At 62.7% G+C, this 25,423-nt stretch carries 38 protein-coding genes; 28 read left to right on the top strand and 10 right to left on the bottom strand.

Translation table 11 applies throughout. The features are described from left to right. The 13 genes from B0E49_RS00690 to B0E49_RS00630 all read left to right on the top strand — a co-directional run. The coding region (locus B0E49_RS00690) for an EF-Tu C-terminal domain-related protein (RefSeq protein WP_502688686.1) at positions 1-117 on the top strand (117 nt) is incomplete at its 5' end. An 80-nt stretch (positions 118-197) separates the two neighbouring features. After that, complete coding sequence (gene rpsJ / locus B0E49_RS00685) at positions 198-512, top strand: 30S ribosomal protein S10 (RefSeq protein ID WP_019575636.1); 315 nt, start codon at positions 198-200, stop codon at positions 510-512. 214 nt (positions 513-726) lie between these two features. After that, entirely contained in the window at positions 727-1,413 is a 687-nt protein-coding gene (gene rplC / locus B0E49_RS00680; protein ID WP_077560052.1) for a 50S ribosomal protein L3, read from the top strand. Next, positions 1,413-2,033, top strand: a complete 621-nt coding sequence (gene rplD, locus B0E49_RS00675) for a 50S ribosomal protein L4 (protein WP_077560051.1) — start codon at positions 1,413-1,415, stop codon at positions 2,031-2,033. Before rplC ends, rplD begins: the two co-directional genes overlap by 1 nt. Then, complete coding sequence (gene rplW / locus B0E49_RS00670; RefSeq protein ID WP_077560050.1) at positions 2,030-2,350, top strand: 50S ribosomal protein L23; 321 nt, start codon at positions 2,030-2,032, stop codon at positions 2,348-2,350. Before rplD ends, rplW begins: the two co-directional genes overlap by 4 nt. 2 nt (positions 2,351-2,352) lie before the next feature. Next, on the top strand, positions 2,353-3,177 hold the full coding sequence (rplB, locus tag B0E49_RS00665) for a 50S ribosomal protein L2 (protein ID WP_077560049.1): 825 nt from the start codon (positions 2,353-2,355) through the stop codon (positions 3,175-3,177). A 10-nt stretch (positions 3,178-3,187) separates the two neighbouring features. Next, positions 3,188-3,466 carry a 30S ribosomal protein S19 gene (gene rpsS / locus B0E49_RS00660; protein ID WP_077560048.1) on the top strand — a complete coding sequence of 93 codons (279 nt, stop codon included), beginning with the start codon at positions 3,188-3,190 and terminating at the stop codon, positions 3,464-3,466. A 9-nt stretch (positions 3,467-3,475) separates the two neighbouring features. Further along, positions 3,476-3,805, top strand: a complete 330-nt coding sequence (gene rplV, locus B0E49_RS00655) for a 50S ribosomal protein L22 (protein ID WP_077560047.1) — start codon at positions 3,476-3,478, stop codon at positions 3,803-3,805. A 16-nt stretch (positions 3,806-3,821) separates the two neighbouring features. After that, complete coding sequence (gene rpsC / locus B0E49_RS00650; protein ID WP_077560046.1) at positions 3,822-4,712, top strand: 30S ribosomal protein S3; 891 nt, start codon at positions 3,822-3,824, stop codon at positions 4,710-4,712. A gap of 14 nt (positions 4,713-4,726) precedes the next feature. Continuing rightward, on the top strand, positions 4,727-5,143 hold the full coding sequence (rplP, locus tag B0E49_RS00645) for a 50S ribosomal protein L16 (RefSeq protein ID WP_077560045.1): 417 nt from the start codon (positions 4,727-4,729) through the stop codon (positions 5,141-5,143). A gap of 18 nt (positions 5,144-5,161) precedes the next feature. Next, complete coding sequence (gene rpmC, locus B0E49_RS00640; RefSeq protein ID WP_077560044.1) at positions 5,162-5,356, top strand: 50S ribosomal protein L29; 195 nt, start codon at positions 5,162-5,164, stop codon at positions 5,354-5,356. Between the two features lie 11 nt (positions 5,357-5,367). Next, on the top strand, positions 5,368-5,637 hold the full coding sequence (rpsQ, locus tag B0E49_RS00635; RefSeq protein ID WP_077560043.1) for a 30S ribosomal protein S17: 270 nt from the start codon (positions 5,368-5,370) through the stop codon (positions 5,635-5,637). A 119-nt stretch (positions 5,638-5,756) separates the two neighbouring features. Beyond that, the gene (locus B0E49_RS00630) at positions 5,757-6,263 is read left to right on the top strand and encodes a peroxiredoxin (RefSeq protein ID WP_077560042.1); all 507 of its coding nucleotides are present in this window, start codon (positions 5,757-5,759) and stop codon (positions 6,261-6,263) included. A gap of 74 nt (positions 6,264-6,337) precedes the next feature. Here the strand turns inward: B0E49_RS00630 and B0E49_RS00625 are convergent, their stop codons facing one another. Both B0E49_RS00625 and B0E49_RS00620 read right to left on the bottom strand, forming a co-directional pair. Further along, complete coding sequence (locus B0E49_RS00625) at positions 6,338-6,826, bottom strand: GNAT family N-acetyltransferase (RefSeq protein ID WP_077560041.1); 489 nt, start codon at positions 6,824-6,826, stop codon at positions 6,338-6,340. Positions 6,827-6,869: 43 nt separating this feature from the next. Further along, positions 6,870-7,370 carry a TlpA family protein disulfide reductase gene (locus B0E49_RS00620; RefSeq protein WP_077560040.1) on the bottom strand — a complete coding sequence of 167 codons (501 nt, stop codon included), beginning with the start codon at positions 7,368-7,370 and terminating at the stop codon, positions 6,870-6,872. Positions 7,371-7,385: 15 nt separating this feature from the next. Between B0E49_RS00620 and B0E49_RS00615 the strand changes: the two genes are divergently transcribed. Beyond that, positions 7,386-8,090 carry a DUF4197 domain-containing protein gene (locus B0E49_RS00615; RefSeq protein WP_077560039.1) on the top strand — a complete coding sequence of 235 codons (705 nt, stop codon included), beginning with the start codon at positions 7,386-7,388 and terminating at the stop codon, positions 8,088-8,090. 15 nt (positions 8,091-8,105) lie between these two features. On the opposite strand, the gene B0E49_RS00610 is transcribed toward B0E49_RS00615, so the two are convergent. Further along, positions 8,106-9,362, bottom strand: coding sequence for a CaiB/BaiF CoA transferase family protein (locus B0E49_RS00610; RefSeq protein ID WP_077560054.1), 1,257 nt, complete (start codon positions 9,360-9,362; stop codon positions 8,106-8,108). A gap of 35 nt (positions 9,363-9,397) precedes the next feature. Between B0E49_RS00610 and B0E49_RS00605 the strand changes: the two genes are divergently transcribed. Genes B0E49_RS00605 through ptsP form a run of 4 tightly spaced genes read left to right on the top strand, consistent with a single transcriptional unit; the run spans position 9,398 to position 12,448 of the window. After that, the gene (locus B0E49_RS00605) at positions 9,398-9,931 is read left to right on the top strand and encodes a hypothetical protein (RefSeq protein WP_077560038.1); all 534 of its coding nucleotides are present in this window, start codon (positions 9,398-9,400) and stop codon (positions 9,929-9,931) included. A gap of 29 nt (positions 9,932-9,960) precedes the next feature. Then, positions 9,961-10,404, top strand: coding sequence for a PTS sugar transporter subunit IIA (locus B0E49_RS00600; protein WP_077560037.1), 444 nt, complete (start codon positions 9,961-9,963; stop codon positions 10,402-10,404). Then, a complete protein-coding gene (locus B0E49_RS00595) occupies positions 10,373-10,642 on the top strand; it encodes an HPr family phosphocarrier protein (RefSeq protein WP_077560036.1) in 270 nt (89 codons plus the stop codon). The genes B0E49_RS00600 and B0E49_RS00595 overlap by 32 nt, the downstream gene beginning before the upstream one ends. 39 nt (positions 10,643-10,681) lie before the next feature. Further along, on the top strand, positions 10,682-12,448 hold the full coding sequence (gene ptsP / locus B0E49_RS00590; protein WP_077560035.1) for a phosphoenolpyruvate--protein phosphotransferase: 1,767 nt from the start codon (positions 10,682-10,684) through the stop codon (positions 12,446-12,448). Between the two features lie 14 nt (positions 12,449-12,462). Here the strand turns inward: ptsP and B0E49_RS00585 are convergent, their stop codons facing one another. Genes B0E49_RS00585 through B0E49_RS00560 form a run of 6 tightly spaced genes read right to left on the bottom strand, consistent with a single transcriptional unit; the run spans position 12,463 to position 16,752 of the window. Next, entirely contained in the window at positions 12,463-13,287 is an 825-nt protein-coding gene (locus B0E49_RS00585) for a DMT family transporter (RefSeq protein ID WP_077560034.1), read from the bottom strand. Continuing rightward, positions 13,284-14,324, bottom strand: a complete 1,041-nt coding sequence (gene lipA / locus B0E49_RS00580; RefSeq protein WP_077560033.1) for a lipoyl synthase — start codon at positions 14,322-14,324, stop codon at positions 13,284-13,286. Before lipA ends, B0E49_RS00585 begins: the two co-directional genes overlap by 4 nt. Before the next feature lie 37 nt (positions 14,325-14,361). Then, positions 14,362-15,066 (bottom strand): lipoyl(octanoyl) transferase LipB, encoded by a 705-nt coding sequence (gene lipB / locus B0E49_RS00575; RefSeq protein ID WP_077560032.1) that lies wholly within the window; start codon positions 15,064-15,066, stop codon positions 14,362-14,364. 6 nt (positions 15,067-15,072) lie between these two features. Then, positions 15,073-15,366, bottom strand: a complete 294-nt coding sequence (locus tag B0E49_RS00570) for an HP0495 family protein (RefSeq protein WP_077560031.1) — start codon at positions 15,364-15,366, stop codon at positions 15,073-15,075. Between the two features lie 15 nt (positions 15,367-15,381). Further along, positions 15,382-16,269 carry a D-amino acid aminotransferase gene (locus B0E49_RS00565; protein WP_077560030.1) on the bottom strand — a complete coding sequence of 296 codons (888 nt, stop codon included), beginning with the start codon at positions 16,267-16,269 and terminating at the stop codon, positions 15,382-15,384. A gap of 36 nt (positions 16,270-16,305) precedes the next feature. Continuing rightward, positions 16,306-16,752, bottom strand: coding sequence for a CopD family protein (locus B0E49_RS00560; protein WP_077560029.1), 447 nt, complete (start codon positions 16,750-16,752; stop codon positions 16,306-16,308). A gap of 176 nt (positions 16,753-16,928) precedes the next feature. Here B0E49_RS00560 and B0E49_RS00555 point away from each other — a divergent pair, with 176 nt between their 5' ends. The 10 genes from B0E49_RS00555 to B0E49_RS00510 all read left to right on the top strand — a co-directional run bounded on the left by B0E49_RS00555 (position 16,929) and on the right by B0E49_RS00510 (position 24,790). Next, positions 16,929-17,396, top strand: a complete 468-nt coding sequence (locus B0E49_RS00555) for an ATP synthase subunit I (RefSeq protein WP_077560028.1) — start codon at positions 16,929-16,931, stop codon at positions 17,394-17,396. A gap of 11 nt (positions 17,397-17,407) precedes the next feature. Further along, entirely contained in the window at positions 17,408-18,265 is an 858-nt protein-coding gene (atpB, locus tag B0E49_RS00550) for a F0F1 ATP synthase subunit A (RefSeq protein ID WP_077560027.1), read from the top strand. Between the two features lie 58 nt (positions 18,266-18,323). Next, entirely contained in the window at positions 18,324-18,572 is a 249-nt protein-coding gene (gene atpE / locus B0E49_RS00545; RefSeq protein ID WP_077560026.1) for a F0F1 ATP synthase subunit C, read from the top strand. A 37-nt stretch (positions 18,573-18,609) separates the two neighbouring features. Next, entirely contained in the window at positions 18,610-19,080 is a 471-nt protein-coding gene (locus B0E49_RS00540; protein ID WP_077560025.1) for a F0F1 ATP synthase subunit B, read from the top strand. 9 nt (positions 19,081-19,089) lie between these two features. Beyond that, positions 19,090-19,623 carry a F0F1 ATP synthase subunit delta gene (locus B0E49_RS00535; protein WP_077560024.1) on the top strand — a complete coding sequence of 178 codons (534 nt, stop codon included), beginning with the start codon at positions 19,090-19,092 and terminating at the stop codon, positions 19,621-19,623. Between the two features lie 85 nt (positions 19,624-19,708). Then, positions 19,709-21,262 (top strand): F0F1 ATP synthase subunit alpha, encoded by a 1,554-nt coding sequence (atpA, locus tag B0E49_RS00530; RefSeq protein WP_077560023.1) that lies wholly within the window; start codon positions 19,709-19,711, stop codon positions 21,260-21,262. Positions 21,263-21,318: 56 nt separating this feature from the next. Then, the gene (atpG, locus tag B0E49_RS00525) at positions 21,319-22,212 is read left to right on the top strand and encodes a F0F1 ATP synthase subunit gamma (protein ID WP_077560022.1); all 894 of its coding nucleotides are present in this window, start codon (positions 21,319-21,321) and stop codon (positions 22,210-22,212) included. 26 nt (positions 22,213-22,238) lie between these two features. Beyond that, positions 22,239-23,642, top strand: coding sequence for a F0F1 ATP synthase subunit beta (gene atpD / locus B0E49_RS00520; protein WP_077560053.1), 1,404 nt, complete (start codon positions 22,239-22,241; stop codon positions 23,640-23,642). 12 nt (positions 23,643-23,654) lie between these two features. Then, entirely contained in the window at positions 23,655-24,071 is a 417-nt protein-coding gene (locus B0E49_RS00515; protein WP_077560021.1) for a F0F1 ATP synthase subunit epsilon, read from the top strand. Between the two features lie 140 nt (positions 24,072-24,211). Next, complete coding sequence (locus B0E49_RS00510; protein ID WP_077560020.1) at positions 24,212-24,790, top strand: cyclic nucleotide-binding domain-containing protein; 579 nt, start codon at positions 24,212-24,214, stop codon at positions 24,788-24,790. Positions 24,791-24,816: 26 nt separating this feature from the next. Here the strand turns inward: B0E49_RS00510 and B0E49_RS00505 are convergent, their stop codons facing one another. After that, on the bottom strand, positions 24,817-25,338 hold the full coding sequence (locus tag B0E49_RS00505; RefSeq protein WP_077560019.1) for a TPM domain-containing protein: 522 nt from the start codon (positions 25,336-25,338) through the stop codon (positions 24,817-24,819). Positions 25,339-25,423 lie beyond the last annotated feature (85 nt).

Raw genomic sequence — 25,423 nt, 5'->3', positions numbered from 1 at the left:
GTGACGATCACCGTCAAGCTGATCAACCCGATCGCCATGGAAGAAGGCCTGCGCTTTGCCATCCGCGAAGGCGGCAAGACCGTGGGCGCCGGCGTGGTGGCAAAAATTATCGCGTAATCGATTTGTTTGTGGGACAGAGCCGGAAAACGCAGCGTTTTACCCTGTCCTCAACTGATTGAACAAACAAAGGAATTAGCATGTCAACCAAGCAAAAAATCCGTATCCGCCTGAAAGCGTTTGATTACAAACTCATCGACCAATCGGCCGCCGAGATCGTGGATACCGCCAAGCGCACCGGCGCCATCGTCAAGGGCCCCGTGCCTCTGCCGACGCGCATGAAACGTTTCGACATCCTGCGCTCGCCGCACGTCAACAAGACCAGCCGCGACCAGTTTGAAATCCGCACGCACCAGCGCCTGATGGATATCGTCGACCCGACGGACAAGACCGTTGACGCCCTGATGAAGCTCGATCTGCCCGCCGGCGTCGATGTGGAAATCAAGCTGCAATAAGTTCAAGGCGACCGAGATCTTCGGGATTTTGTACGCGCAAAGTCCTTTTAAAGCCTTTGGGTGCAGCACGAATTTGCCAGAGATGGCCATTCGGGTTATACTTTAGGGCTCTGCCCAATTTGCGCTGCAAATCGGCAGAGTTTTATTAACCTTCTTTCACACCCAAACGCTGTCGCCAATTGAAGTGGCAGCGGTGGAAGTTTTGGAGAAAACAATGAGTCTGAGCAACTCCCTGGGGTTGCTGGGCCGCAAGGTGGGCATGATGCGCCTATTCACCGACGACGGGGACGCAGTGCCTGTCACGGTGGTGGATGTGTCCAACAACCGCGTGACCCAGATCAAAACCCAAGAGAACGACGGCTACGTGGCCCTGCAGGTCACGTTCGGTTCGCGCAAAGCTTCGCGTGTCACCAAGCCGGCCGCTGGCCACCTTGCGAAAGCAGGCGTTGAAGCCGGGGAAATCATTCGGGAATTCCGTGTCACCGCCGATGCTGCCGCCCAATACCAGGCGGGTGCCTCGGTGCCGGTGAATGCGGTGTTTACGGTGGGTCAGAAGGTGGATGTGCAGGGCACCTCCATCGGCAAGGGCTACGCCGGAACCATCAAACGCCACCACATGAGCTCGCAGCGCGCATCGCACGGCAACAGCCGTTCGCACAACGTGCCGGGCTCCATCGGCATGGCGCAGGATCCGGGTCGTGTTTTCCCGGGCAAGCGCATGACCGGTCATTTGGGTGATGACACCGTCACCACGCAAAACCTGGATGTGTTTCGGATTGACGAAGCGCGCCAATTGCTCTTGATCCGAGGCGCGATCCCCGGCTCCAAGGGTGGTTTTGTGACCGTTCGCCATGCCGTCAAGGCCAAAGAATCTGCCGCCAACGCGAAGGGAGCGAACTGATGCAGCTCGAACTCCTGAACGACCAAGGTCAGGCCGCTTCCAAGTTTGAAGCCCCCGAGACCGTGTTTGGCCGTGAATACAACGAAGATCTGGTGCACCAGATCGTGGTCGCCTTCCAGGCCAATGCGCGTCAGGGCACGCGTGCCCAGAAAGACCGCGAACAGGTCCATCACTCGACCAAGAAGCCGTTCAAGCAAAAGGGGACGGGCCGCGCCCGTGCCGGTATGACGTCCTCGCCGCTGTGGCGCGGCGGCGGCCGGATTTTCCCGAACAGCCCGGACGAAAACTTCACGCAAAAAATCAACAAGAAGATGTACCGCGCCGGCATGGCCGCCATCTTCTCGCAGCTGGCGCGCGAAGGCCGCCTGGCCGTGGTCGATTCCCTGAAAGTGGAATCCCCCAAGACCAAGCCACTGGCCGCCCGCTTCAAGGCGATGAACCTGCAGTCGGTCATGGTGATTTCCGACGAAGTGGATGAAAACCTGTATTTAGCGTCCCGCAACCTGCTGAACGTGCTCGTCGTCGAGCCGCGTTACGCCGATCCGGTGTCGCTGGTGCACTACAAGAAAGTCCTCGTCACCAAGGGCGCAATGGACAAACTCAAGGAGATGTTCGCATGAGCACCGCCGCTGCAAAGTTTGACGAAGGCCGTTTGATGCAGGTGCTGGTCGCTCCCATCGTGTCTGAAAAGGCAACCATGGTGGCCGACAAGAGCAATGCCGTGACCTTCAAGGTGCTGCAGGATGCCTCCAAACCCGAGATCAAGGCCGCTGTGGAATTGATGTTCAAGGTGGAAGTCAAGGGCGTCTCTGTGGTGAACACCAAAGGCAAGACCAAGCGTTTTGGCAAATCCATCGGCCGCCGCGACAACGTGCGCAAGGCCTATGTGACGCTCAAGCCGGGTCAAGAGCTGAACCTGTCCGGGGAGGCCGCGTAATCATGGCTGTCATTAAACTCAAACCGACTTCACCGGGCCAGCGTGGCGTGGTGAAGGTGACCCGCGATCACCTGTACAAGGGTGATCCGTATGCGCCGCTGCTCGAACCCCAGTTCCAGCATGCAGGTCGCAACAACAATGGCCACATCACGACGCGCCACCGCGGCGGTGGCCACAAGCATCACTACCGCGTTGTCGATTTCTGCCGCACCAAAGACGGCATTCCGGCGAAAGTGGAGCGCGTCGAGTACGACCCGAACCGCACGGCGCACATCGCCTTGGTGTGCTATGCCGACGGCGAGCGCCGCTACATCATCGCGCCGCGCGGCCTGGAAGTGGGCGTGTCGCTGATGAGTGGTGCCGAGGCGCCGATCCGCGCCGGCAACACCCTGCCGATCCGCAACATCCCGGTGGGCTCGACCATTCACTGCATCGAACTGCAGCCGGGCAAAGGCGCGCAGATTGCCCGCTCGGCCGGTACCTCGGCAACCCTGCTGGCGCGCGAGGGCAGCTACGCCCAAGTGCGCATGCGCTCGGGCGAAGTGCGCAAGATTCATATCGAATGCCGCGCCACCATAGGCGAAGTCGCCAACGAAGAGCACAGCCTGCGCCGTCTGGGCAAGGCCGGTGTCAAGCGCTGGATGGGGATTCGTCCGACCGTTCGCGGTGTGGTCATGAACCCGGTGGATCACCCCCATGGCGGTGGTGAAGGCAAAACCGGTGAAGGCCGCCACCCCGTCGACCCTTGGGGCAATCTGACCAAGGGCTATCGCACCCGTAACAACAAGCGCACGCAGGTCATGATCGTGTCGCGTCGCAAGAAATAAGGGATAACAAATGACTCGCTCTCTTAAAAAGGGTCCGTTTGTTGACCAACATTTGGTGGTCAAGGCCGACAAGGCCGTGATGACCAAAGACAAAAAACCAATCAAGACCTGGTCGCGCCGCTCCATGGTTCTGCCCGAGTTCATCGGACTGACCATTGCCGTGCACAACGGCAAGCAGCACGTGCCGGTTTACATCACCGACCAGATGGTGGGCCACAAGCTGGGCGAATTCGCCCTGACGCGCACCTTCAAGGGTCACCCCGCGGACCGAAAAGTCCAGAAGAAATAAGGAAAGACCATGGAAACACGTGCAGTCCTTCGGGGCGTTCGTCTGTCGGTCGACAAAGGCCGTCTGGTCGCTGATCTGATTCGCGGCAAGAAAGTGGACCAGGCGCTCAACGTCCTGGAATTCACCCAGAAAAAAGCGGCAGTGATCATCAAGAAGGTTCTTGAGTCCGCTATCGCCAACGCCGAACACAATGACGGTGCCGACATCGACGAGTTGAAGGTCAAGACCATCTTCGTCGAGCAGGGTGCCTCGCTCAAGCGCTTTACCGCCCGCGCCAAAGGTCGTGGCAACCAGATCAGAAAACCCACGTGCCATGTGTACGTGACGGTTGGCAACTGAAAGGCTCGGCAGAACTATGGGACAAAAAATCCACCCCACCGGCTTCCGTCTTTCGGTCAGCCGCAACTGGGCTTCACGCTGGTACGCCAACAACCGTGACTTCGCCGGCATGCTGGCCGAAGACATCAAGGTGCGCGAGTACCTCAAGGCCAAGCTCAAGAACGCCGCGGTTTCGCGCGTGTTGATCGAGCGCCCCGCCAAGAACGCCCGCATCACCATTTTCTCGGCGCGTCCGGGCGTGGTGATCGGCAAAAAAGGCGAGGACATCGAAAACCTCAAGCGCGAACTCAGTCGTCAACTGGGCGTGCCGGTGGCCGTCAACATCGAGGAAGTGCGCAAGCCCGAAATCGATGCCAAGCTGATCGCCGACTCGATCACCCAGCAGCTCGAGAAACGCATCATGTTCCGCCGTGCGATGAAGCGCGCCATGCAGAACGCCATGCGTCTGGGCGCCCTGGGTATCAAGATCATGTCGTCGGGCCGCCTGAACGGGATCGAGATCGCGCGCTGCGAGTGGTACCGCGAAGGCCGCGTGCCGCTTCACACGCTGCGCGCCGACATCGACTACGGCACCTCGGAGGCCAAGACCACCTATGGTGTGATCGGCGTCAAGGTCTGGGTCTACAAGGGCGATACGCTGGGTCGCAACGATGCGCCCGCAGCCCTGGAGCCGCGCACCGATGACGAGCGCCGCCCGCGCGGTCCGCGCCGCGATGCGCGCCCCGGTGACCGTCCGCCCGCACGTGGCCCGCGCCGCCCTGTGGGTGCCAATGTGGCACCCGCCGATGGCAGCGACAAACCCGCAGAGGCTACCGTCGGTGCCGACGCAACCAAACCCTCCGTTAAGCGCGTCCGCAAGGTAGCCGCGCCAGCTGCAGCAGCTGACGGCGGAGCGAAAACCGAGTAATACGGAGAATAATCATGCTGCAACCCGCTCGCAGAAAGTACCGCAAGGAACAAAAAGGCCGCAACACCGGCATCGCCACCCGAGGCAACTCGGTGGCGTTCGGTGACTTCGGCCTGAAGTGCACCGACCGCGGCCGTCTGACCGCGCGCCAGATCGAAGCCGCACGCCGTGCGATTTCCCGTCACGTCAAACGTGGCGGCCGCATCTGGATCCGCGTGTTTCCCGACAAGCCAATCTCCCAGAAGCCCGCCGAAGTGCGGATGGGTAACGGCAAGGGCAATCCTGAATACTACGTGGCTGAAATCCAGCCCGGTAAAGTGGTGTTCGAGATCGTCGGCGTGCCCGAAGAACTCGCACGTGAGGCGTTTCGTCTGGCCGCTGCCAAGCTGCCGCTGCGCACCACGTTTGTCAGCCGAATGATCGGCGCGTAATTTCAGGAGAATGAAGAAATGAAAGCTGCTGAACTGCGCCAAAAAGACGTTGCCGGCGTGCAAGCCGAAGTCAAAGCGCTGCAAAAAGCCCACTTTGGCCTGCGCATGCAAAAAGCCACGCAACAACTCAACAACACCGCCACGCTGCGCTCGACGCGCCGCGATATTGCTCGCGCCAAGACGATTCTTGTCGAGAAGCAAACGGCTAAATAAGGAGCGACATCATGACGGAACCTAAAAAATCCCTCAAACGCACCTTGGTCGGCAAGGTCGTTAGCGACAAACGTGCAAAGACCGTCACCGTGCTGATCGAGCGTCGCGTCAAGCACGAGCTCTACGGCAAGATCGTTGGCAAGTCGAGCAAGTACCATGCCCACGATGAAAAGGGCGAGTACAAACTCGGCGACATGGTCGAAATCACGGAGAGCCGGCCCATCTCGAAGACGAAGAACTGGGTCGCGACCCGGCTGGTGCAAAAGGCCGTCGCGGTTTAAGCCTTCCACCGGCGTCGACTGCGCGCCACTGCAAAACAGCCCACAATGTGGGCTGTTTTCGCGTCTGGTGTTTCAATCTCCGAGGCACCGCCTGATTCACACTTAATCTGGAGCACAGCATGATCAAAGTTGGCGATACCCTTCCCGCAGTCACCCTGATGGAATTCTCCGAAGTCGAAGGCAATGGCTGCAGTATCGGCCCCAATCCGGTCGACGTGAGCAAGGCCGCTGCCGGCAAAACGATTGCCCTGTTTGCGCTGCCGGGCGCTTTCACGCCCACCTGCTCGGCCAAGCACGTGCCGGGTTATGTCGCGAAAGCCGATGAGCTCAAGGCCGCCGGCGTCGATGAAATCTGGTGTGTCAGCGTGAACGACGCGTTCGTGATGGGGGCCTGGGCGCGCGACCAGAAAACCGGCACCAAGGTGCGCATGCTGGCCGATGGCGACGCCGCCTTCGCCAAGGCCACCGGACTGACGCTGGACCTGACCGGCAAGGGCATGGGCCTGCGCAGCAACCGCTACTCGATGCTGGTCAGGAATGGCAAAGTGGCCACGCTGAACATCGAGGGCCCCGGTAAATTCGAAGTGAGCGACGCGGCCACGCTGCTGGCACAGGCCAAGGCCTGATCGATTCGCTATTTTATTTATAGCTGCAAGCGCTTGCCTCATAAGGGCTGCAGGCCGATTTGATTTGAAGCCGGTTACAAATCAGCCTTCAGGTAATGCGCTCCCGCGATCGGGTTGTGGTAGTAGGGCGGGACTTCCCTGAACCCCAGCTCCTCGTACAGGCTGCGCGCGGCCTCCATGTCGTCCAGCGTGTCGAGCAGGAGGCAGGCATAGCCCGCCCGGCGCGCGCAATCCAGCATCGCCTCGGCCAACTGGCGGCCCAGGCCAAAGCCGCGAAACGCCTTGCGCACATACAGGCGTTTCATCTCGCAGGCATTCGGGTAATCCACCGTGTCCAGCGCACGCAAGGCGCAACAGCCCGCCGCTGCGCCATCCACCAGCGCCAGCAGCAGGGCGCCACGGGGCGCCGCGTAGTCGCCCGGCAATGAAGCCAGTTCGGCTTCGAACCCCTGAAAGCCAAGATCCACCGCCAGGCTGTTCGCGTATTCGCGAAAAATCTCGCGTATGGACTCGATGTCGCGGGTCTCGACGGGTTCGATCAGCTGTATTGACGGAGTGTTCAAGGGCGGCCAGAGTGCGACCAGGTCTGCGCCGGTTTGTCGTCTTTCAGGCTTCGGCCAGCAGTTTCTCGATCAACCGGTGCAGTTCGGCGAAGTTGGGCTCACCCACATAGCGCTTCACGATCTCGCCGCGCTTGTTCACGAGATAGGTGGTGGGCGTGAGTTGCACGTCGCCCCAGGCCTTGGCGACCGTGCCGGTGTTGTCGATTGCGACCTTGAATGGCAGCTTGCGCGTCTCGGTGTAGTTCACGACATAGCTGGGCGGGTCGTAGCTCATGGCGACCGCCAGCGTGTCAAAACCCTGGGTCTTGTACTTGTCGTAGGTGGCGATGACCTTGGGCATTTCCGCCACGCAGGTGACGCAGCTGGTGGCCCAGAAGTTCACCAGGGTGACTTTGCCCTTCAGGTCGGCGGTGGTTTTGGTGCTGCCATCGAGCAACACAAAGGTCGATTGCGGCGCGGCCTGGTTGGCGGCGCTCCAATAGAAAGCGCCTCCGGCAATGGCCAGAACCAGCACGGCTGCCACACTGTATAAAGATCGTTTCATTGGAAGGATTCACTCATGGATCGTCGACAGTTTAATTCCACTTCGGTTTCGGCGCTTGGGATTCTGTTATGGGCCACTTACCAGCAGGCTTACGCGCTCTCGCTGGCGGACATCAGCAACGCGCAGGCTTCCCAAGGCTTGAAGGCCGCGCTGGAAAAGGGCGCCCAATCGGCCGTCAGCCTGCTTGGCAGGCCTGATGGATTCCTGGGCAACGCAAAAGTTCGGATCCCGCTGCCCGGCTATCTGGAAAACGCTTCCCAACTGCTCAAAACCCTGGGCCAGGGCCAGCGCGTGCAGGAGCTCGTGACCGCCATGAACCGTGCCGCCGAGGCCGCGGTGCCGATGGCGAAGGACATGCTGGTGGGTGCCGTCCGGGCCATGAACGTGAGCGATGCGAAGAAAATCCTCTCCGGCGGTGACAACTCGGTCACCAGTTTCTTCGCCGAAAAGACCCGCGCACCGCTGAGCGTCAAATTTCTGCCTGTGGTCACCAAGGCCACCGAAAAGGTGGGTCTGGCCGCGAAATACAACGCCGTCGCCGGCAAGGCGGCCGGCTTCGGCCTGGTGAAAAAGGAAGACGCGAACATCCAGCAGTACGTCACGGGCAAGGCGCTGGACGGTCTCTACCTGATGATTGGCGAGGAGGAAAAGAAGATCCGCCAGGATCCCGTGGGCACCGGCAGCGCCGTGATCGCCAAGGTGTTTGGCGCCCTGAAATGACGAGCCATTCGGCCGTCAAATAACCTTGTCGCTCTTCAATTGCGTGAGCCGGGCCTCGGAGTATTTCAGGATATCGCGCAGCACTTCCTGCGTGTGCTGCCCCAGCAACGGCGGCGGCCGTCCACCCGTTTGGGGCGTGCGCACCGGCGTGGCGCTGAGCTTGATCGGGCTCGCGACCAGTCGCAGATCGTCCCTCAAGGGATGCTGCCAGTCGTTCACCATGCCGCGCTGGCGCACCTGCGGGTCGGCAAACACTTCGGCCAGGTTGTTGATGGCGCCGCACGGCACCTTGGCCGCTTCCAGCGCCGCCAGCCAGTCGGCCTTGGTACGGGTTTTCAGAATGGCCTCCAACAGCGGCACCAACTGGGCACGGTTGCGCACACGGTCCTGGTTCTTGGCATAAAGCGGGTCCAGGCCCAGGTCTGGCCTGCCGGCAACGCTACAAAATTTGACATACTGGCGATCGTTGCCAACGGCCAGAATCAGGTGATCGCGTGTGCCGTCGGGGGCGCCGTCGGGCGCCTTCACCTCGAACACCTGGTAGGGCACGATGTTCTGGTGCGCGTTGCCGGATCGTCCCGGCACCTTGCCGCTCACGAGGTAGTTGGCGCCCAGATTCGCCAGCATCGCCACCTGGGTGTCCAGCAGGGCCATGTCCACATGCTGACCCTCGCCGGTGCGCTCGGCATGGCGCAGCGCCGCCAGGATGGCCACGGTGGCGTACATGCCGGTGAACAGGTCAGCCACTGCCACGCCGACTTTTTGCGGGCCACCGCCGAGGTCATCGCGCTCGCCGGTGATGCTCATGAGGCCGCCCATGCCCTGGATGGCGTAGTCGTAGCCGGCACGGTCCTTGTAGGGGCCGGTCTGGCCGAAGCCAGTGACGCTGCAGTAAACCAGTTTCGGATTCAGGGCTCTGAGCGAGGCGTAGTCGAGCCCATAGCGCGCCATGTCGCCGACCTTGAAGTTCTCGATGAACACGTCGCAATGTGCCACCAGATCGCGCACCAGCGCCTGGCCGGCCGGCTGGGCGATGTCGCAGCTGACCGAGCGCTTGTTGCGGTTGGTGCCCAGGTAGTAGGCGGCCTCAGCCGTGTCGTGGCCGGCCGCGTCCTGAATGAATGGCGGGCCCCAGGTGCGGGTGTCGTCGCCGCTGCCGGGGCGCTCGATCTTGATCACGTCCGCGCCCAGATCGGCCAGGGTTTGGGTACACCACGGTCCCGCCAGAATGCGTGACAGGTCGAGAACACGAATGCCTTGTAATGAGTCCATGGACAGCATTCTCGGTGCAAAACGATAATCGGGCGATGCGATATTTCCTGCGTGCTCCCGTCTTGTTCGCAGCCTTGTGGCTGGCGGCGTGCAGCCCCACTTTCAACTGGCGCGAGGTCCGCCCCGATACTTCGACGCTGATCGCCTTGTTACCCTGCAAACCCGATCAAGCGATGCGGGCCGTGAGCCTGGCCGGCCGGCCCGTGCGGCTCGACATGCTCAGTTGCGACGCCGGTGGCGCCACGTTTGCCATTGGCCACATGGCGATCAGCGATCCGGCACAGGCGGGCGAGATGCTGGCCCAGTGGCGCGCCGTGACGCTGGCCAACCTGCGCGCGACGGTGTCGAGCGACGAGCCTTTCCTGCCCAAGGGCACCTTGGCGTTGCCCCAGTCGGTTCGGGTGGTGGCGTCCGGCCAGCGTGCGGACGGTCAGGCGGTGGCGGTGCATGCGGCCTGGTTTGCCCAAAGTACGAGCTCGGGCATACAGTTGTTTCAGGCAGTCGTTTATGCCAGCAAAGTCAGCATGGAGGTGAGCGACACCTTCTTTTCGGCGCTCAGGCTTCAATGAGCGCGCGCAAACTCCGATAATCGGCAGCAATGAACAGTATCTTCATCATTGCCCATGCGCCGTTGGCCCGCGCCTTGCGTGAGTGCGCGCTGCATGTGTTTCCCGACTGCGCCAGCGGCGTGGTGGCGTTCGATGTGCAGCCCCATCTGCCGCCGGAGGAGACCCTGGCGGCGGCCCGCATTGCCATGGCCCAGATGGGAACGGACAGCACGCTGGTGCTGACCGATGTGTTTGGCGCCACGCCCTGTAACGTGGCGCAAAAGCTGGTCGACGGGGTGAACTCCCGGCTCATCACGGGGGTCAATTTGCCGATGGTGCTGCGCACGGTGTGTTATTGCCACGAGCCGCTTGACGCACTGGTCTCGCGCGCGGTGATTGGCGGCACCCAGGGCGTGATGCAGGTGGCCGTGACCGCGCCGCAAAACCAGACCAGAAAACCTCATGATCAAGACCTCAACGACCATCAGCAATAGACTGGGGCTGCATGCCCGCGCTTCGGCCAAACTGACCAAGCTGGCGGGTAGTTTTCCGTGCGAGGTGTGGCTGACCAAGGGCGAGCGCCGCGTCAACGCCAAGAGCATCATGGGGGTGATGATGCTGGCGGCGGGCATTGGCTCCGTCGTTGAAGTGGAGACGGATGGCGAACGTGAGCAGGAGGCCATGGACGCGTTGCTGGCGCTGATGGCCGACAAATTCGGGGAGGGCGAGTAGCATGTGGCGAGTCCGTGTTCCGGCCCGGGAGATGCGTCCATGACCTTCAGCGTGCAAGGTTTGCCGGTGGCCCGCGGCATCGCCATCGGGCGCGCCGTACTGGTCGCGTCCAGCCGGGCCGACGTGGCGCACTACTTTATCGAGCCGGCCCGCGTCGATGCCGAGATCGAGCGCGTGCGGGCCGGCCGCAACGCCGTGGTGGATGAAATCCACCGGTTGCAGCAAAGTGTGTCGCAAATGGGGCCCAAGGACGCGCCGCACGAGCTGACGGCCCTGCTCGACGTGCATTTGATGCTCTTGCAGGACGAGATGCTGGTCAGCGGCGTCAAGCACTGGATCACCAATCGTCTGTACAACGCCGAGTGGGCGCTGACCACCCAGCTCGAAGTGATTGCGCGCCAGTTCGACGAGATGGAGGACGAGTACCTGCGCGAGCGCAAGGCCGACCTGGAGCAGGTGGTCGAGCGCATCTTGCGCTACATGAAGGGCGTAGCATTGCCGATCACGCCGCCCACCACGCCGCACCGCAAGACACAGCAGGATTTGCTGCTGGACGATACGGTCGATGTGCCGCTGGTGCTGATCGCGCACGACCTCTCGCCGGCTGACATGCTGCAGTTCAAGCAGAGCGTGTTCGCCGGCTTCGTGACCGATGTGGGCGGCAAGACCTCGCATACCGCCATCGTGGCCCGCAGCCTGGACATCCCGGCCGTGGTGGGGGCACGATCCGCCAGCCAGCTGGTGCGCCAGGATGACTGGGTCATCATCGACGGCGATGCGGGCGTGATGATCGTCGATCCGTCTGCCATCATCCTGGCCGAATACGGCTTCAAGCAGCGTCAGGGCCAGCTCGAGCGCGAACGGCTGACGCGGCTGCGCCACACCCCCGCGATCACGATGGACGGCCAGAAGGTGGAGTTGCTGGCGAACATCGAAATGCCCGAGGACGCGGCCGGCGCGATCAAGGCGGGGGCCGTCGGCGTGGGCCTGTTCCGCAGCGAATTTCTGTTCATGGGCCGCACCGGTAAATTGCCCGACGAGGAAGAGCAGTACCAGGCCTACCGGCGCGCCGTGGAAGGCATGCGGGGCCTGCCCGTCACCATTCGCACGGTGGACATCGGCGCCGACAAGCCGCTGGACAAGTCGCAAAAAGATGGCACCAGCCTGAACCCGGCGCTGGGGCTGCGTGCCATCCGCTGGAGCCTGAACGACCCCGCCATGTTCCTGACCCAGTTGCGCGCCATCCTGCGCGCCGCGGCGCACGGGCAGGTCAACTTGCTGATTCCCATGCTGGCCCATGCCAGCGAGATCCGCCAGACCCTGTCGCTGATCGACTTTGCGCGCGCCGAGCTGGATAACCGGGGCGTGCCTTATGGTCCGGTCAAGCTCGGTGCCATGATCGAAATACCGGCGGCGGCCTTGATGCTCAAGCTGTTTCTGAAGCACTTCGACTTTCTCTCGATCGGCACCAACGACCTGATCCAGTACACGCTGGCGATCGATCGCGCCGATGAGGCCGTGGCCCACCTGTACGACCCGCTGCACCCGGCGGTGTTGCGCCTGGTGGCGGACACCATTGCCGAATGTAATGCGCAGGGCAAGGGCGTGAGCGTGTGCGGCGAGATGGCGGGCGATGCCAGCCACACCCGGCTGTTGCTGGGCCTGGGGCTGCGCAGCTTTTCCATGCACCCGGCGCAGATTCTGGCGGTCAAGCAGGAGGTGCTGCGCTCGGACACGTCCCGGCTGCAGCCCTGGGCGCAAAAGGTGATCGAGTCGGACGATCCGGCCTCGGTGCTGAGCGCCTGAGTCCCGGCGCGCGTTCAGCGGGCGCGCGTACCGACCAGTGCGGCGCCCACGATCATGACGGCCGCCAGCACGATCGAGGGGCTCGGCCGGTCCCCGCGCAGCACAAGCAACAGCAGCGTGGAGAGCAGAGGCGTCAAAAAACTCAGCAGGCCGATGCTGCGCGCGTCGCCCCGTTTGAGCGCCGCATCCCACAGGAAAAACGCGCCGCCGAGCGGGCCCAGGCCCATCAGCACGATGAGCAGCCAGTCCTGACCGCTCAGGGCGGCCGAAGGCTCCAGCAGGGAGTGGCACGCCAGCGAGAGCAGGCCCGAGACCGCGGCAAAGCCGCCGATCGCGGCCGTCGGAAACCTGGCGACACGTTGGGTCAGCAGCGAGTAACTGGCCCAGATGAACGCCGAGCCGGCGGCCGGCAGGTAGCCCCAGGCAAAGCCGGTATCCAGTTGCCGCCCGCCTGCAATGGCGATGGCCGCGCCGGCAAAGCCGACCAGCGCGGTGACGATGTGCACGAGTTTGAGCTGCACCCCGCGCAGCAGCACCGGCGCCAGCACCACCATCAGGAGCGGCCACAGGTAGTTCACCAGATTGGCCTGCACCGGCGGCGCATGACGCAAAGCGATGAACAGCAGGAAGTGAAAACCGAACAGGCCGTACACGCCCAGCGCCAGCGTTGCGGGCGGCACCCGCCATTGCCGCAGCTGCGGCCAGGCTGGAATGCTGCCGATCAGCAGCGCCAGGCCGGTCAGCAAAAAGGGTGGAACGTGGCTGAGCGATACGCCCAGCGACGCCAGCGTCGCCCACAGCGCAATCGCGCCCAGTGCGAACGGGTTTCCCCGCTTCACCGCGAGGAGCTGCCGGCGGCCCGGTTCAGGTCGGTTGCGTGCGCATGCTCCGCCTGCTGATCGGCGTGGTAGCTGCTGCGCACGAGTGCGCCCACGGCGGCGTGGCTGAAGCCCATCTCGTAGGCTCTAGCCTCGAGCATCTTGAAGGTGTCCGGGTGCACATAGCGCTTCACCGTCAGGTGGGAGGTCGAGGGCGCGAGGTACTGGCCGATCGTCAGCATGTTGATGCCGTGCTCGCGCATGTCGCGCATCACGGCCAGGATTTCGTCGTCGGTCTCGCCCAGGCCCACCATCAGGCCGCTCTTGGTCGGGATCTGCGGGAACAGCGCCTTGAACTTCTTGAGCAGGTTCAAGCTGAACGGGTAGTCCGAGCCCGGGCGCGCCTCCTTGTACAGGCGCGGCACGGTCTCCAGGTTGTGGTTCATCACATCGGGCGGCGCGGCCCTGAGGATGTCCAGCGCGCGGTCGTCGCGGCCGCGGAAGTCGGGCACCAGGATTTCGATCTGCGTGCCGGGCGACAGCTCGCGCGTCTTGCGAATGCAGTCCACAAAATGCTGGCTGCCGCCGTCGCGCAGGTCGTCGCGGTCCACGCTGGTGATGACCACGTATCTGAGGCGCAGGGCCGCGATGGTTTTCGCCAGGTTCTCGGGCTCGTTCGTGTCTAGCGCGTCAGGACGGCCATGACCCACATCACAGAACGGGCAGCGCCGTGTGCACTTGTCGCCCATGATCATGAAGGTGGCCGTGCCCTTCCCGAAGCACTCACCGATGTTGGGGCAGGAGGCTTCCTCGCACACCGTCACCAGCTTGTTGGCGCGCAGGATGTCCTTGATTTCATAGAAGCGCGTGCTGGGCGAGCCGGCCTTGACGCGGATCCAGTCCGGCTTTTTCAGAATCTCGCCCTGCTGCACCTTGACCGGGATGCGCGAGAGCTTGGCTGCGGCCTTCTGTTTGGCCAGTGGGTTGTACTGTTCGGCGCTTTGGGCCTCGCGAACCGTTTCGTACGCGACGGGGTTGGCGGCTTCTGTAGGGTTCATGGTGTGCTTTGGATGACCGGAAGTGTTGGGTGTCCGCTCACGGTGCCAGGTAGGTCTGCAGCTTTTGGCTCAATACATCGGAGGCCTCCTGCCAGCTTGCCGACACCCCGATTGTAGAAAGGTCTACCGTTTGCAGTCCCGCGTAGCCGCAGGGGTTGATGCGAGAGAAGGGCTCCAGATCCATCGCCACGTTCAGCGCCACGCCGTGATAGGTGCAGTGGCGGCTGACCTTGATGCCGAGCGCGGCGATTTTGCCGAGGCCCCGGAAATCGGGCGGTGAATGAATTGGAATCTGACCCCCATTGTTTTTTTGCGGCCGCTGCGCCAGCAGCGCGTGCGAGCCCGGATCATCGAGCCGTACATAAATTCCCGGCGCGCCTGCCACGCGGTGCCCCGTCACGCCAAAGTGCACCAGCGTCTGGAGCACGGCCTGCTCGATGCGGTACACGTATTCCTTGACGAAATAGCCGGCCCGCTGCAGGTCGATCAGCGGATATGCCACGACTTGCCCCGGCCCGTGGTAAGTGACCTGCCCGCCCCGGTTGGTGGCGATGACCGGGATGTCGCCGGGATTGAGGATGTGCTCCGATTTGCCCGCCAGCCCTTGTGTGTAAACGGCAGGATGCTCACAAATCCATAGTGCGTCGGGTGTCTCGGGGGTGCGCGCGGTGGTGAATTCCTGCATCGCGGCGTAGGTCGGCAGGTAGTCCACCCGGCCAAGGGGGTGCAGCGCGATCTCCACGGCGGCCTACAACACCATCTTCACCATCGGGTGCGTGGACAGCGTGCGGTAGAGCTCGTCGAGCTGCTCGCGCGAGGTCGCGGTCACGGTCACGGTGATGCCCAGGTAGTTGCCGGCCTTGCTGTCGCGCAACTCGATGGTGGTGGCGTCGAAGCCGGGATCGAACTGTTCGGCGATGCGGGTGATGGCGTGCACGAAACCATCGACCTTGGCGCCCATCACCTTGATGGGAAAGGGGCACGGGTACTCGATCAGCGAGTCCTTGCGCGGGTCTTGGGGGGATTCGGGGGGCGTGTTCATGGTCGGTGCGCTGGCCTATTGCGATGGGGCGATCTTGGCCTGCTGATAGCCCGCGTACAGCCTGGCGTAAACCGGGCCGGGCACGCCCGAGCCGACCGGTTGGCCGTCGAGCCGGGTAATCGCCAGCACCTCCTTGGTCGCGGACGACAGCAGCAATTCGTCGGCCTGGAGCACCTCGTCGCGGCTCAGGCGGCGCAGCTCGAATCCGAGGCCCTCGGCGCGGCAGAGCTCCTCGATCAGGCCGTAGCGGATGCCCTCCAGCACCAGGTTGTCCTTGGGCGAGCCGAACACGGTGCCGCCCTTGACGACCCAGACGTTGCTGGCCGCCGCCTCGCTCAAAAATCCGTCGCGGAACATCACGGTCTCCAGCGCACCGGCGTCGAAGCTGATCTGGCGCGCGAACACGGCGCCCAGCAGACTGGTGCTCTTGATGTGGGCCTTTTCCCAGCGGAAGTCGCTGGCCGTGACGCAGGCCGCACCCTGGCTGCGCAATTCGGGTGGCACGGGCTTCATCGCATTGCTCATCACGAACACGGTGGGGGTCAGGCCGTTCAGCATCACATGCTCGCGCATGGCTACGCCGCGGGTCACCTGGATGTAAATCAATTGATCGCTGTTTTCGGCCTTGGCCCCTGTCGAGCGTGCATAGTCAGCTATTAGTTTGGTAGCGACTTCGCGCCACTGCGCATGCGAGAGCGGGTTCGCGATGCGCAGCTCGGCGAGCGAGCGGTCGAGCCGCGCCATGTGCTGGGCAAAGCGGAACAGGCGGCCGCCGTACACCGGCACCACTTCATAGACCCCGTCGCCAAAGATAAAGCCGCGGTCCATGACACTGACCTTCGCGTCCTTGAGCGCCGTGAATTCGCCGTTGAGGTAGCACGGCAGGCTGGGCAGTTCGTTCATGGTGTGCGGAATGGGCAGAAGAGGATGTCGATAGATTCAGCGCAAAAACAACACAGCCGCAATGGCCAGCCATCCCAGTGCAAAGTTGAGCACTACCAGCGGGTGGATCCTGGCGATTTGCTGCCCTGCCTGCGGCCAGTCGGCCTGTGCCACGGCCTTTTTCATGCGGCTGAAGGGGCCGAAATACAGATGACCAAAGATGGCAAACATCAGCAGCCCGATGCCCATCATCAGGTGCCAGCCCACGGGCGCGTCTTTCATGCCCACCGAGCCCAGCATGGTGGCTCCGGTGAGCGCCAGCAAGCCCACGCTGATCCACGCCACCGAGAAGAAGCGCGTCAACACGCCCGCCAGCAAGGGCAGCCGCGCCGGCGGCTGCAATTGCGCGGTGACCACCGGACGCAGTGCCCACAGCATGAAAGCCATGCCGCCGAGCCAGACAATGGCTCCGCTCAGGTGCAGAAATTTTGCCAGCAGTGTCATCGGTCAACTTTCGTCTTGTTCGGGGTGTGACAGGGTAGATTGTGACGCAGCGCGCAAATCATTCGGGTGGCGAGTTCTTTTGCCGCGATCCTGGGGGTTTGGCTGGAGTTCGGGGGTTTCTACGTATAATCAAGAGCTTTGCTGAAAAAGCGGTTGTAACTTAGGTGTAATCTGGGATGTCAATAATCGCGGCGGCACCCGAGGAGGACGCGGCCGGGGCCGATTTCAAGCCTCTGACGGCCGAGCAGGCCCTGCTGCTTCGGGCGAGGAGTCCTTCGCTCTCCCCTTGGTGGGTCGTGGCGGGGCAGGGGGGGGCAGGCGCGCTGGTGGCTTTGGCTGCCTGGGCCTTGACGGGCCGGCAAAACGCCGGCTGGTCGGCTGGCTACGGCGCGCTGGCGGTGGTCATTCCGGCCGCGCTGTTTGCGCGGGGTCTGACGAGCCGGGTGTCCTCGGTGAATGCGGGGGCTGCGGTATTCGGATTCTTCCTGTGGGAAGCGGTCAAGATTGCCTTGACGGTCGCCATGTTGTTTGCGGCGCCAAGGCTGGTGACTGACTTGAGCTGGCCGGCGATGCTGGTGGGCCTGGTGGTGACGATGAAGGTATATTGGGTGGCGCTGGTGTGGCGCCCGAAACGTAGGACTTAACGAGTAAACAGATGGCTGCTGAAAACGGACCCACGGCGAGTGAATACATCGTTCACCACCTGACGCATTGGCAGAACCACCCCATGAAGGGCGTGGTCGATTTTTCCGTCGTCAACATCGACTCCATCTTCTGGAGCGTGCTGCTGGCCGTGCTATCGAGCTTCTTTCTTTGGCGCGCGGCCCGTGCGGCCAGCTCGGGCGTTCCTGGCCGATTCCAGGCTGCGGTTGAAATTCTGGTCGAGATGGTCGATACGCAGGCCAAAGGCATTATTCACAACGCCCAGAGCCGCAAGATGGTGGCGCCGCTGGGCCTGGCCGTGTTCATCTGGGTCTTTCTGATGAATGCGATGGACTTGCTGCCTGTCGACCTGCTGCCCACGGTCTGGGGCTGGATCACGGGCGCCGCCGGGCAGGATTCGCATCATGCGTATCTGCGGGTGGTTCCCACGGCTGATTTGTCAACCTGCTTCGGTCTGTCGGTGTCGGTGCTGCTCGTGTGCTTTGCCTACAACATCAAGATCAAGGGCGTGGGCGGCTGGCTGCATGAGCTGTTCACCGCCCCGTTTGGCAACCATCCCATCCTGTGGCCCGTCAATTTCGCCATGCAAATGATCGAGTTTGCCGCCAAGACCGTCTCGCATGGCATGCGGTTGTTCGGCAACATGTATGCGGGCGAGCTGCTATTCATGTTGATCGCGTTGATGGGTGCCGCCGCGGCTGGCTCGGTTTCGGGTGTCTTGCTGCCGGTCGGGCATGTGATCGCCGGAGCGATCTGGGCCATCTTCCACGTTCTGATCATCACCATCCAGGCGTTTATTTTCATGATGCTGGCGCTGGTGTATATCGGCCAGGCGCACGATACCCACTGATTTTTTCGCAGTTTCCCTTTCCTTCAACCCTAACTTTTCATTCTCTGGAGCTAAAAAAATGGAACACGTACTCGGCCTCGTCGCACTCGCCGCCGGCTTGATCATTGGCCTGGGCGCTGTGGGCGCCTGTATCGGTATCGGCATCATGGGTAGCAAATACCTGGAGTCCGCCGCGCGTCAGCCCGAGCTGATGAACGAATTGCAAACCAAGATGTTCCTGCTGGCCGGCCTGATCGACGCGGCCTTCCTGATTGGTGTCGGTATCGCGATGATGTTCGCGTTTGCCAACCCCTTCGTGCTCAAGTAATCGCCCGTAACCACCAATTGACTGAAAGGAAGTTGCTGTGAGTATCAACGCAACTCTTTTCGTCCAGGCAATCGTTTTTGCGATTCTGGTGTGGTTCACGATGAAATTCGTGTGGCCGCCCATCGCAGCTGCGCTGGACGAACGTGCCAAGAAAGTCGCCGACGGTCTTGCCGCCGCCGACAAGGCCAAGTCCGAGCTGTCCACCGCCAACAAGCGGGTGGAAGAAGAGCTGGCCAGGTCGCGCAACGAGACTGCCACGCGTCTGGCCGATGCCGAACGTCGCGCCCAGGCCATCATCGAAGAGGCCAAGGGCAAGGCCACGGAAGAGGGCAACAAGATTGTTGCCGCTGCCAGGGTCGAGGCCGACCAGCAAACCGTGAAGGCCCGCGAGGCCCTGCGCGAGCAGGTCGCCGTGCTGGCCGTCAAGGGCGCCGAGCAGATTCTCCGCAAGGAAGTCAATGCCGGGGTCCATGCCGACTTGCTGGCGCGTCTCAAGACCGAGCTGTAAGAGCGCACCATGGCTGAAATCGCAACCATTGCCCGCCCTTACGCCGAAGCATTGTTCAAGGCGACCGCTGCGCCCGATCTGGGCAGCACGGCCGCCTGGCTCGATGAGCTTGCGCTCATCGCCGCCAACCCGCAGCTGCTGCAGTTTGCCGACAACCCTACCGTCACGGCGAGCCAGGTGTTCGATGTGATCTCCGGCGTTGCCAGGTCGACGCTGCCGGATGCCGCCAGGAACTTCCTGCGCGCCGTGATCGAAAACGACCGGCTGACGGCGCTGCCCGAAATGGCGGACCAGTTCCGTGCCTTGAAGAACGCGCAAAGCGGCTCCTCGGACGCCATCGTGTACAGCCCTTTTCCGATGGACAGTGCCGCCCTGGCCGATGTGGCGGCGACGCTCGAAAAACGCTTTGGCCGCAAGCTCAATGTCAAGGTCGAACCCGAGCCGGCATTGATCGGCGGCATTCGCGTGGTGGTGGGCGACGAAGTGCTGGACACTTCCGTCAAGGCCCGCCTGGAACAGATGAAGGTGGCCCTGACCGCGTGATGATTCACGCGGATCGCGACCTCCAGTTTTCTGCTTGGGCATTGTGCCCAGGCGTTTGGCCAATTAACGAAAGAAGGAAAGAGTCATGCAACTCAATCCCGCAGAAATTTCTGAACTGATCAAGAGCCGCATTGAAGGCCTGTCCGCCGGTGCCGACATCCGCAATCAGGGTACGGTGGTGTCCGTATCGGACGGTATTTGCCGCATTCATGGCCTGTCCGACGTGATGCAGGGCGAAATGCTCGAATTCCCGGCCGGCAGCGACGGCTTGCCCACCTATGGCCTGGCGCTGAACCTCGAGCGCGATTCGGTCGGCGCCGTGATTTTGGGCGAATACGAGCATATCTCCGAAGGCGACACCGTCAAGTGCACGGGCCGCATTCTGGAGGTGCCGGTCGGCCCCGAGCTGCTGGGCCGCGTGGTCAACGCGCTGGGCCAGCCGATTGACGGCAAGGGCCCGATCAACGCCAAAATGACCGACGTGATCGAAAAGGTCGCGCCCGGCGTGATTGCGCGTAAATCGGTGGACCAGCCGATGCAGACCGGCCTGAAGTCGATCGACTCGATGGTGCCGATCGGCCGTGGTCAGCGCGAGTTGATCATCGGCGACCGCCAGACCGGCAAGACCGCCGTGGCGATCGATGCCATCATCAACCAGAAGGGTCAGAACATGACCTGCATCTACGTTGCCATCGGCCAGAAGGCGTCATCGGTCAAGAACGTGGTGCGCTCGCTGGAGCAGGCCGGTGCGATGGAGTACACCATCGTGGTGGCCGCCACGGCCTCCGAGTCGGCTGCCATGCAGTATGTCAGCGCCTATTCGGGCTGCACCATGGGCGAGTATTTCCGCGACCGTGGCCAGGACGCACTGATCGTGTACGACGATTTGTCCAAGCAGGCCGTGGCGTACCGCCAGGTCTCGCTGCTGCTGCGCCGCCCGCCAGGCCGTGAAGCCTACCCCGGCGACGTGTTCTATCTGCACAGCCGCCTGCTCGAGCGTGCGGCGCGCGTCAACGAACACTACGTTGAAACCTTCACCAAAGGCGAAGTCAAGGGCAAGACGGGTTCCCTCACCGCGCTGCCGATCATCGAAACGCAGGCCGGCGACGTGTCCGCGTTCGTGCCGACCAACGTTATCTCGATCACCGACGGCCAGATTTTCCTGGAAACCAACCTGTTCAACGCCGGTATCCGCCCCGCCATCAACGCTGGTATTTCCGTATCGCGCGTCGGTGGCGCCGCACAAACCAAGTTGATCAAGGGCCTGTCGGGCGGTATCCGTACCGACCTGGCGCAGTACCGTGAACTGGCGGCTTTTGCGCAGTTTGCTTCGGACCTGGACGAAGCCACGCGCAAGCAGCTCGACCGTGGCGCGCGCGTGACGGAACTGCTCAAGCAGTCCCAGTACAGTCCGCTGCCGATCAGCCTGATGGGCTGCTCGCTGTTCGCCGTGAACAAGGGCTTCATGGACGACATCGCCGTGAACAAGGTGCTGGCCTTCGAGTCGGGCTTGCATGCCTACCTCAAGGACAAGAACGCCGCGTTGCTGTCCAAGCTGGAAACCACTAGGGCGATGGACAAGGATGCTGAAGCTGAACTGACCGCGGCCACGGCGGCGTTCAAGAAGTCGTTTGCTTAAAACCACTCTACCGACCGCAACGTCACGTCAGAGTTTTATAGGCAAAAGGGGCACATATGGCAGCAGGCAAGGAATTACGCACCAAGATCAAGTCGGTGGAAAACACCAAGAAGATCACCAAGGCCATGGAAATGATTTCCGTGTCCAAGATGCGCAAGGCGCAGGAGCGCATGCGCGCCGCACGCCCGTACAGCGAGAAGGTCCGCAATATCGCCGCGAACCTGGGCCAGGCCAATCCCGAGTATGTTCACCCTTTCATGAAGACCCCGGAGGACGCCAAGTCCGTGGGCTTCATCGTGGTGACCACCGACAAGGGGCTGTGCGGCGGCTTGAACACCAACCTGTTCCGGGCTGTCACCGCCAAGCTGCGCGATACGCAGGCCGCGGGCAAGACGCCGCAGAGCGTGGCCATCGGCGGCAAGGGGCTGGGGTTTTTGAACCGTATTGGCGCGCGGGTCGTCTCGCACGTCACGCAGCTGGGTGACAGGCCGCATCTGGACAAGCTGATCGGCCCGGTCAAGGTGCTGCTGGATTCCTACGCCAAGGGCGAACTGGCCGCGGTCTACCTGAGCTACAACAGGTTCGTCAGCACCATGAAGCAGGAGCCCGTGGTCGAGCAGTTGCTGCCCTTGTCGAACGACACGCTGAAGGCGCAGTCCGACGCCAGCGAAGCGCAGAGCGGCGTCACGCATGGCTGGGATTACATCTACGAGCCCGATGCGCAATCGGTGATCGATGAGCTTCTGGTGCGTTACGTCGAGGCGCTGGTGTACCAGGCCGTCGCGGAAAACACCGCTTCCGAACATGCCGCGCGCATGGTGGCCATGAAGGCCGCCACCGACAACGCGGGCAACGTGATTGGCGAGCTCAAGCTGATCTACAACAAGACGCGTCAGGCGGCGATTACGAAAGAGCTTTCGGAAATCGTGGCGGGTGCCGCAGCGGTTTAACAAGATTCAAATTTTTGGAGCAAAAAATGGCTCAGGTTCAAGGAAAAATTGTTCAGTGTATTGGCGCCGTGGTGGACGTGGAATTTCCGCGCGATCAGATGCCCAAGATTTACGACGCTCTGAAAATGGATGGCTCGACGCTGACGCTGGAAGTTCAGCAGCAGCTCGGCGACGGCATCGTGCGCACCATCGCGCTGGGCTCGTCCGACGGTTTGCGCCGCGGCATGATCGTGCAAAACACGGCCAACCCCATCATGGTGCCCGTGGGCAAGGCCACGCTGGGCCGCATCATGGACGTGCTGGGTGCGCCGATCGACGAGCGTGGCCCGGTGAATGCCGAGCTCACCGCCTCGATTCACCGCAAGGCCCCGGCCTACGACGAGCTGTCGCCGTCGCAGGAGCTGCTGGAAACCGGTATCAAGGTGATCGACCTGGTATGTCCGTTCGCCAAGGGCGGCAAGGTCGGCCTGTTCGGCGGCGCCGGCGTGGGCAAGACCGTGAACATGATGGAGCTGATCAACAACATCGCCAAGGCGCACTCGGGTCTGTCCGTGTTCGCCGGCGTGGGTGAGCGCACCCGCGAGGGCAACGACTTCTACCACGAGATGGCCGACTCCGGCGTCGTGAACCTCGAGAACCTCGGTGAGTCCAAGGTGGCCATGGTCTACGGCCAGATGAACGAGCCCCCGGGCAACCGTCTGCGCGTGGCGCTGACGGGTCTGACCATTGCCGAGTCGTTCCGCGACGAAGGCAAGGATGTGCTGTTCTTCGTGGACAACATCTACCGCTACACGCTGGCCGGCACCGAAGTGTCCGCGCTGCTGGGCCGCATGCCTTCCGCCGTGGGCTACCAGCCGACGCTGGCCGAGGAAATGGGCCGTCTGCAAGAGCGCATCACCTCCACCAAGGTCGGCTCCATCACCTCGATCCAGGCCGTGTATGTGCCCGCCGATGACTTGACCGATCCGTCGCCCGCCACCACCTTTGCCCACCTGGATTCCACCGTGGTGCTGAGCCGTGACATCGCCTCGCTGGGGATTTATCCCGCGGTCGATCCGCTGGACTCCACCAGCCGCCAGCTGTCGCCGCAAGTGGTGGGTGAAGACCACTACAACACGGCGCGTGCCGTGCAGGGCACGCTGCAGCGCTACCGTGAATTGCGCGACATCATCGCGATCATGGGCATGGACGACCTGGCCCCCGAAGACAAGCTGGCCGTGGCGCGCGCGCGCAAGATCCAGCGCTTCCTGTCGCAGCCGTTCCACGTCGCCGAAGTGTTCACCGGTTCGCCCGGCAAGTACGTGCCGCTCTCCGAGACGATTCGCGGCTTCAAGATGATCGTCAACGGCGAATGCGACCACATGCCCGAGCAGGCTTTCTACATGGTCGGCACGATCGACGAAGCCTTCGAAAAAGCCAAAAAAGTTTAAGAGGTGAGCCACATGAGCACCATCCACGTTGACGTTGTCAGCGCCGAAGAGTCCATCTTCTCGGGTGAGGCCCGGTTTGTGGCGCTGCCCGGCGAGGCGGGCGAACTCGGCATCTACCCGCGCCACACGCCGCTGATCACCCGCATCAAGCCCGGCTCGGTGCGCATCGAGAAGGCCGATGGCAGCGAAGAGTTTGTCTTCGTCGCCGGCGGCATTCTGGAAGTGCAGCCCGACTGCGTGACGGTGCTGTCCGATACCGCCATCCGCGGCAAGGACCTGGACGACCACAAGGCCAACGAGGCCAGACTGGCGGCGGAAGAGGCCCTGAAAAACGCCAAGAACGACATCGACATCGCCAAGGCCCAGTCCGAGCTGTACATCATCGCGGCCGAGATCGCGGCGCTGCGCAAATACCGGCAGAAAAAATAGCGTTCGGGGCGGCATCCACTGTCCTCGCGTGTTTGAAGCAAGGCCCCGCTCGTGCGTCGACCGGGGCCTTTGTCATGGGGGTGCCGGCAAGCTCCCCCGCAGGCGCGGGCGCGCATCTACCCACCACTACAATTCAACGCATGGAGTTTGACAAATCCGGGAGCGGCGGTGAGGCGCGGGAGAACGCCGCCAGGCTGCTGGTGACGCCGACCGGCCTGGTGGAGTTGAGCCTGGCCGACGCGCGCGAGGTGGTCGGCTTCATGCATCCGAAACGCGTCACGACGGGCACGGTCTTCATTCAGGAAGGCGAGGCGACCGATGTCGACGACATGATGCTGATTCTCGAAGGGGAGGTCACGGTCGAGTACGAGGTGTCTTCCCCGCACGAGACCATGGTGGTGTCCATCCTGGGGCCCGGCGGCCTGATTGGTGAAATGGGGCTGCTCGACGGCTCGCCGCGCTCGGCCACCTGCACGGCGGCGACGGACCTGATGGTTGCGGTGCTCACGCGCGACGCCCTGCTGCAGTTGATCGGGGAGTGTCCCGACGTGGCCGCGCGCCTGCTGCTGACCATCTCCAGGCGCCTGTCGGACCGGCTGCGCGCGGCCAATCGCAAGTTGCGGACCTTTGCCCAGCTCAGTCGCGCGCTGCAGCAGGAACTGGACGCAACCCATTCGGTGAATCTGCGGCTGCTCGAAGGCGAGGCGCCCAAGGTCTGAGGCGTCGCCTCGCTGTCCCCGCGGCGCTAGCGCACGACGGGCGCGTCCGGCAACTCGTTGTGGCGAGCCTGCCCCGGCGCCAGCGGAAAATACTGCACCAGCAGGGCCGACACTTCCTCCAGCGCCTGCGTCAGGCCATCCTCAAAACGGCCTTCGCGAAAGGCGCCGCCCATGCGCTGGGTCACGGCTTGCCATTCAGCGGCGGGCACATGCCGGTTCAGGCCGCGGTCCGCTACCAGTTCAATCGCGTGCTCGGCCAGCAGCAGATAGATCAGCACGCCGTTGTTGGCCTCGGTGTCCCACACCCGCAGCTCGCCAAACAGCGCAACGGCGCGTGCGTGTGTGAGATGGGATATTGACGCGTCGCGCCACAGCGCGTGCAGCGGCAGGCTGGCCTCCACGCAAATGCGGATCTGGCCGCTGTGATGCTGTTCGCTGGCGGCCACGCGTTGTCTCAGCCGCTGCGCCATGGCGGGCGGGATCGCGCGGCGCGCGTGCGACTCGTCGAACCACAGGTGCTTGAGGATTCTTTGGAACCTGCCTGGCATCGCGTTCTTCCTGTGCTTTCCTGTGGTTACCACCTGCCGCTGGCGCCGCCGCCGCCGAAGTCGCCCCCGCCGCCCGAGCTAAAGC

The organism is Polaromonas sp. C04, assembly GCF_002002705.1.
In the GTDB taxonomy this organism is placed as follows: domain Bacteria; phylum Pseudomonadota; class Gammaproteobacteria; order Burkholderiales; family Burkholderiaceae_C; genus Rhodoferax_A.
Note: the sequence above shows the minus strand (reverse complement) of the source record. Positions and strands in the feature narration are given on the sequence as shown.

Bases quoted from the DNA above. Each gene is read 5' to 3' on its own strand.
- rplB (WP_077560049.1), top strand. From the start codon at position 2,353: ATGGCTGTCATTAAACTCAAACCGACTTCACCGGGCCAGCGTGGCGTG.
- B0E49_RS00620 (WP_077560040.1), bottom strand. From the start codon at position 7,370: ATGAAACGATCTTTATACAGTGTGGCAGCCGTGCTGGTTCTGGCCATT.
- rpsS (WP_077560048.1), top strand. From the start codon at position 3,188: ATGACTCGCTCTCTTAAAAAGGGTCCGTTTGTTGACCAACATTTGGTG.
- B0E49_RS00615 (WP_077560039.1), top strand. From the start codon at position 7,386: ATGGATCGTCGACAGTTTAATTCCACTTCGGTTTCGGCGCTTGGGATT.
- rpsC (WP_077560046.1), top strand. From the start codon at position 3,822: ATGGGACAAAAAATCCACCCCACCGGCTTCCGTCTTTCGGTCAGCCGC.
- rplD (WP_077560051.1), top strand. From the start codon at position 1,413: ATGCAGCTCGAACTCCTGAACGACCAAGGTCAGGCCGCTTCCAAGTTT.
- B0E49_RS00570 (WP_077560031.1), bottom strand. From the start codon at position 15,366: ATGAACACGCCCCCCGAATCCCCCCAAGACCCGCGCAAGGACTCGCTG.
- B0E49_RS00505 (WP_077560019.1), bottom strand. From the start codon at position 25,338: ATGCCAGGCAGGTTCCAAAGAATCCTCAAGCACCTGTGGTTCGACGAG.
- atpG (WP_077560022.1), top strand. From the start codon at position 21,319: ATGGCAGCAGGCAAGGAATTACGCACCAAGATCAAGTCGGTGGAAAAC.
- rplC (WP_077560052.1), top strand. From the start codon at position 727: ATGAGTCTGAGCAACTCCCTGGGGTTGCTGGGCCGCAAGGTGGGCATG.
- B0E49_RS00555 (WP_077560028.1), top strand. From the start codon at position 16,929: ATGTCAATAATCGCGGCGGCACCCGAGGAGGACGCGGCCGGGGCCGAT.
- B0E49_RS00515 (WP_077560021.1), top strand. From the start codon at position 23,655: ATGAGCACCATCCACGTTGACGTTGTCAGCGCCGAAGAGTCCATCTTC.
- B0E49_RS00605 (WP_077560038.1), top strand. From the start codon at position 9,398: ATGCGATATTTCCTGCGTGCTCCCGTCTTGTTCGCAGCCTTGTGGCTG.
- B0E49_RS00600 (WP_077560037.1), top strand. From the start codon at position 9,961: ATGAACAGTATCTTCATCATTGCCCATGCGCCGTTGGCCCGCGCCTTG.
- rplV (WP_077560047.1), top strand. From the start codon at position 3,476: ATGGAAACACGTGCAGTCCTTCGGGGCGTTCGTCTGTCGGTCGACAAA.
- atpD (WP_077560053.1), top strand. From the start codon at position 22,239: ATGGCTCAGGTTCAAGGAAAAATTGTTCAGTGTATTGGCGCCGTGGTG.
- ptsP (WP_077560035.1), top strand. From the start codon at position 10,682: ATGACCTTCAGCGTGCAAGGTTTGCCGGTGGCCCGCGGCATCGCCATC.
- atpB (WP_077560027.1), top strand. From the start codon at position 17,408: ATGGCTGCTGAAAACGGACCCACGGCGAGTGAATACATCGTTCACCAC.
- rpsJ (WP_019575636.1), top strand. From the start codon at position 198: ATGTCAACCAAGCAAAAAATCCGTATCCGCCTGAAAGCGTTTGATTAC.
- B0E49_RS00560 (WP_077560029.1), bottom strand. From the start codon at position 16,752: ATGACACTGCTGGCAAAATTTCTGCACCTGAGCGGAGCCATTGTCTGG.
- B0E49_RS00510 (WP_077560020.1), top strand. From the start codon at position 24,212: ATGGAGTTTGACAAATCCGGGAGCGGCGGTGAGGCGCGGGAGAACGCC.
- rplP (WP_077560045.1), top strand. From the start codon at position 4,727: ATGCTGCAACCCGCTCGCAGAAAGTACCGCAAGGAACAAAAAGGCCGC.
- rpsQ (WP_077560043.1), top strand. From the start codon at position 5,368: ATGACGGAACCTAAAAAATCCCTCAAACGCACCTTGGTCGGCAAGGTC.
- lipA (WP_077560033.1), bottom strand. From the start codon at position 14,324: ATGAACCCTACAGAAGCCGCCAACCCCGTCGCGTACGAAACGGTTCGC.
- rpmC (WP_077560044.1), top strand. From the start codon at position 5,162: ATGAAAGCTGCTGAACTGCGCCAAAAAGACGTTGCCGGCGTGCAAGCC.
- B0E49_RS00610 (WP_077560054.1), bottom strand. From the start codon at position 9,362: ATGGACTCATTACAAGGCATTCGTGTTCTCGACCTGTCACGCATTCTG.
- atpE (WP_077560026.1), top strand. From the start codon at position 18,324: ATGGAACACGTACTCGGCCTCGTCGCACTCGCCGCCGGCTTGATCATT.
- B0E49_RS00595 (WP_077560036.1), top strand. From the start codon at position 10,373: ATGATCAAGACCTCAACGACCATCAGCAATAGACTGGGGCTGCATGCC.
- B0E49_RS00630 (WP_077560042.1), top strand. From the start codon at position 5,757: ATGATCAAAGTTGGCGATACCCTTCCCGCAGTCACCCTGATGGAATTC.
- atpA (WP_077560023.1), top strand. From the start codon at position 19,709: ATGCAACTCAATCCCGCAGAAATTTCTGAACTGATCAAGAGCCGCATT.
- rplW (WP_077560050.1), top strand. From the start codon at position 2,030: ATGAGCACCGCCGCTGCAAAGTTTGACGAAGGCCGTTTGATGCAGGTG.
- B0E49_RS00565 (WP_077560030.1), bottom strand. From the start codon at position 16,269: ATGAACGAACTGCCCAGCCTGCCGTGCTACCTCAACGGCGAATTCACG.
- B0E49_RS00535 (WP_077560024.1), top strand. From the start codon at position 19,090: ATGGCTGAAATCGCAACCATTGCCCGCCCTTACGCCGAAGCATTGTTC.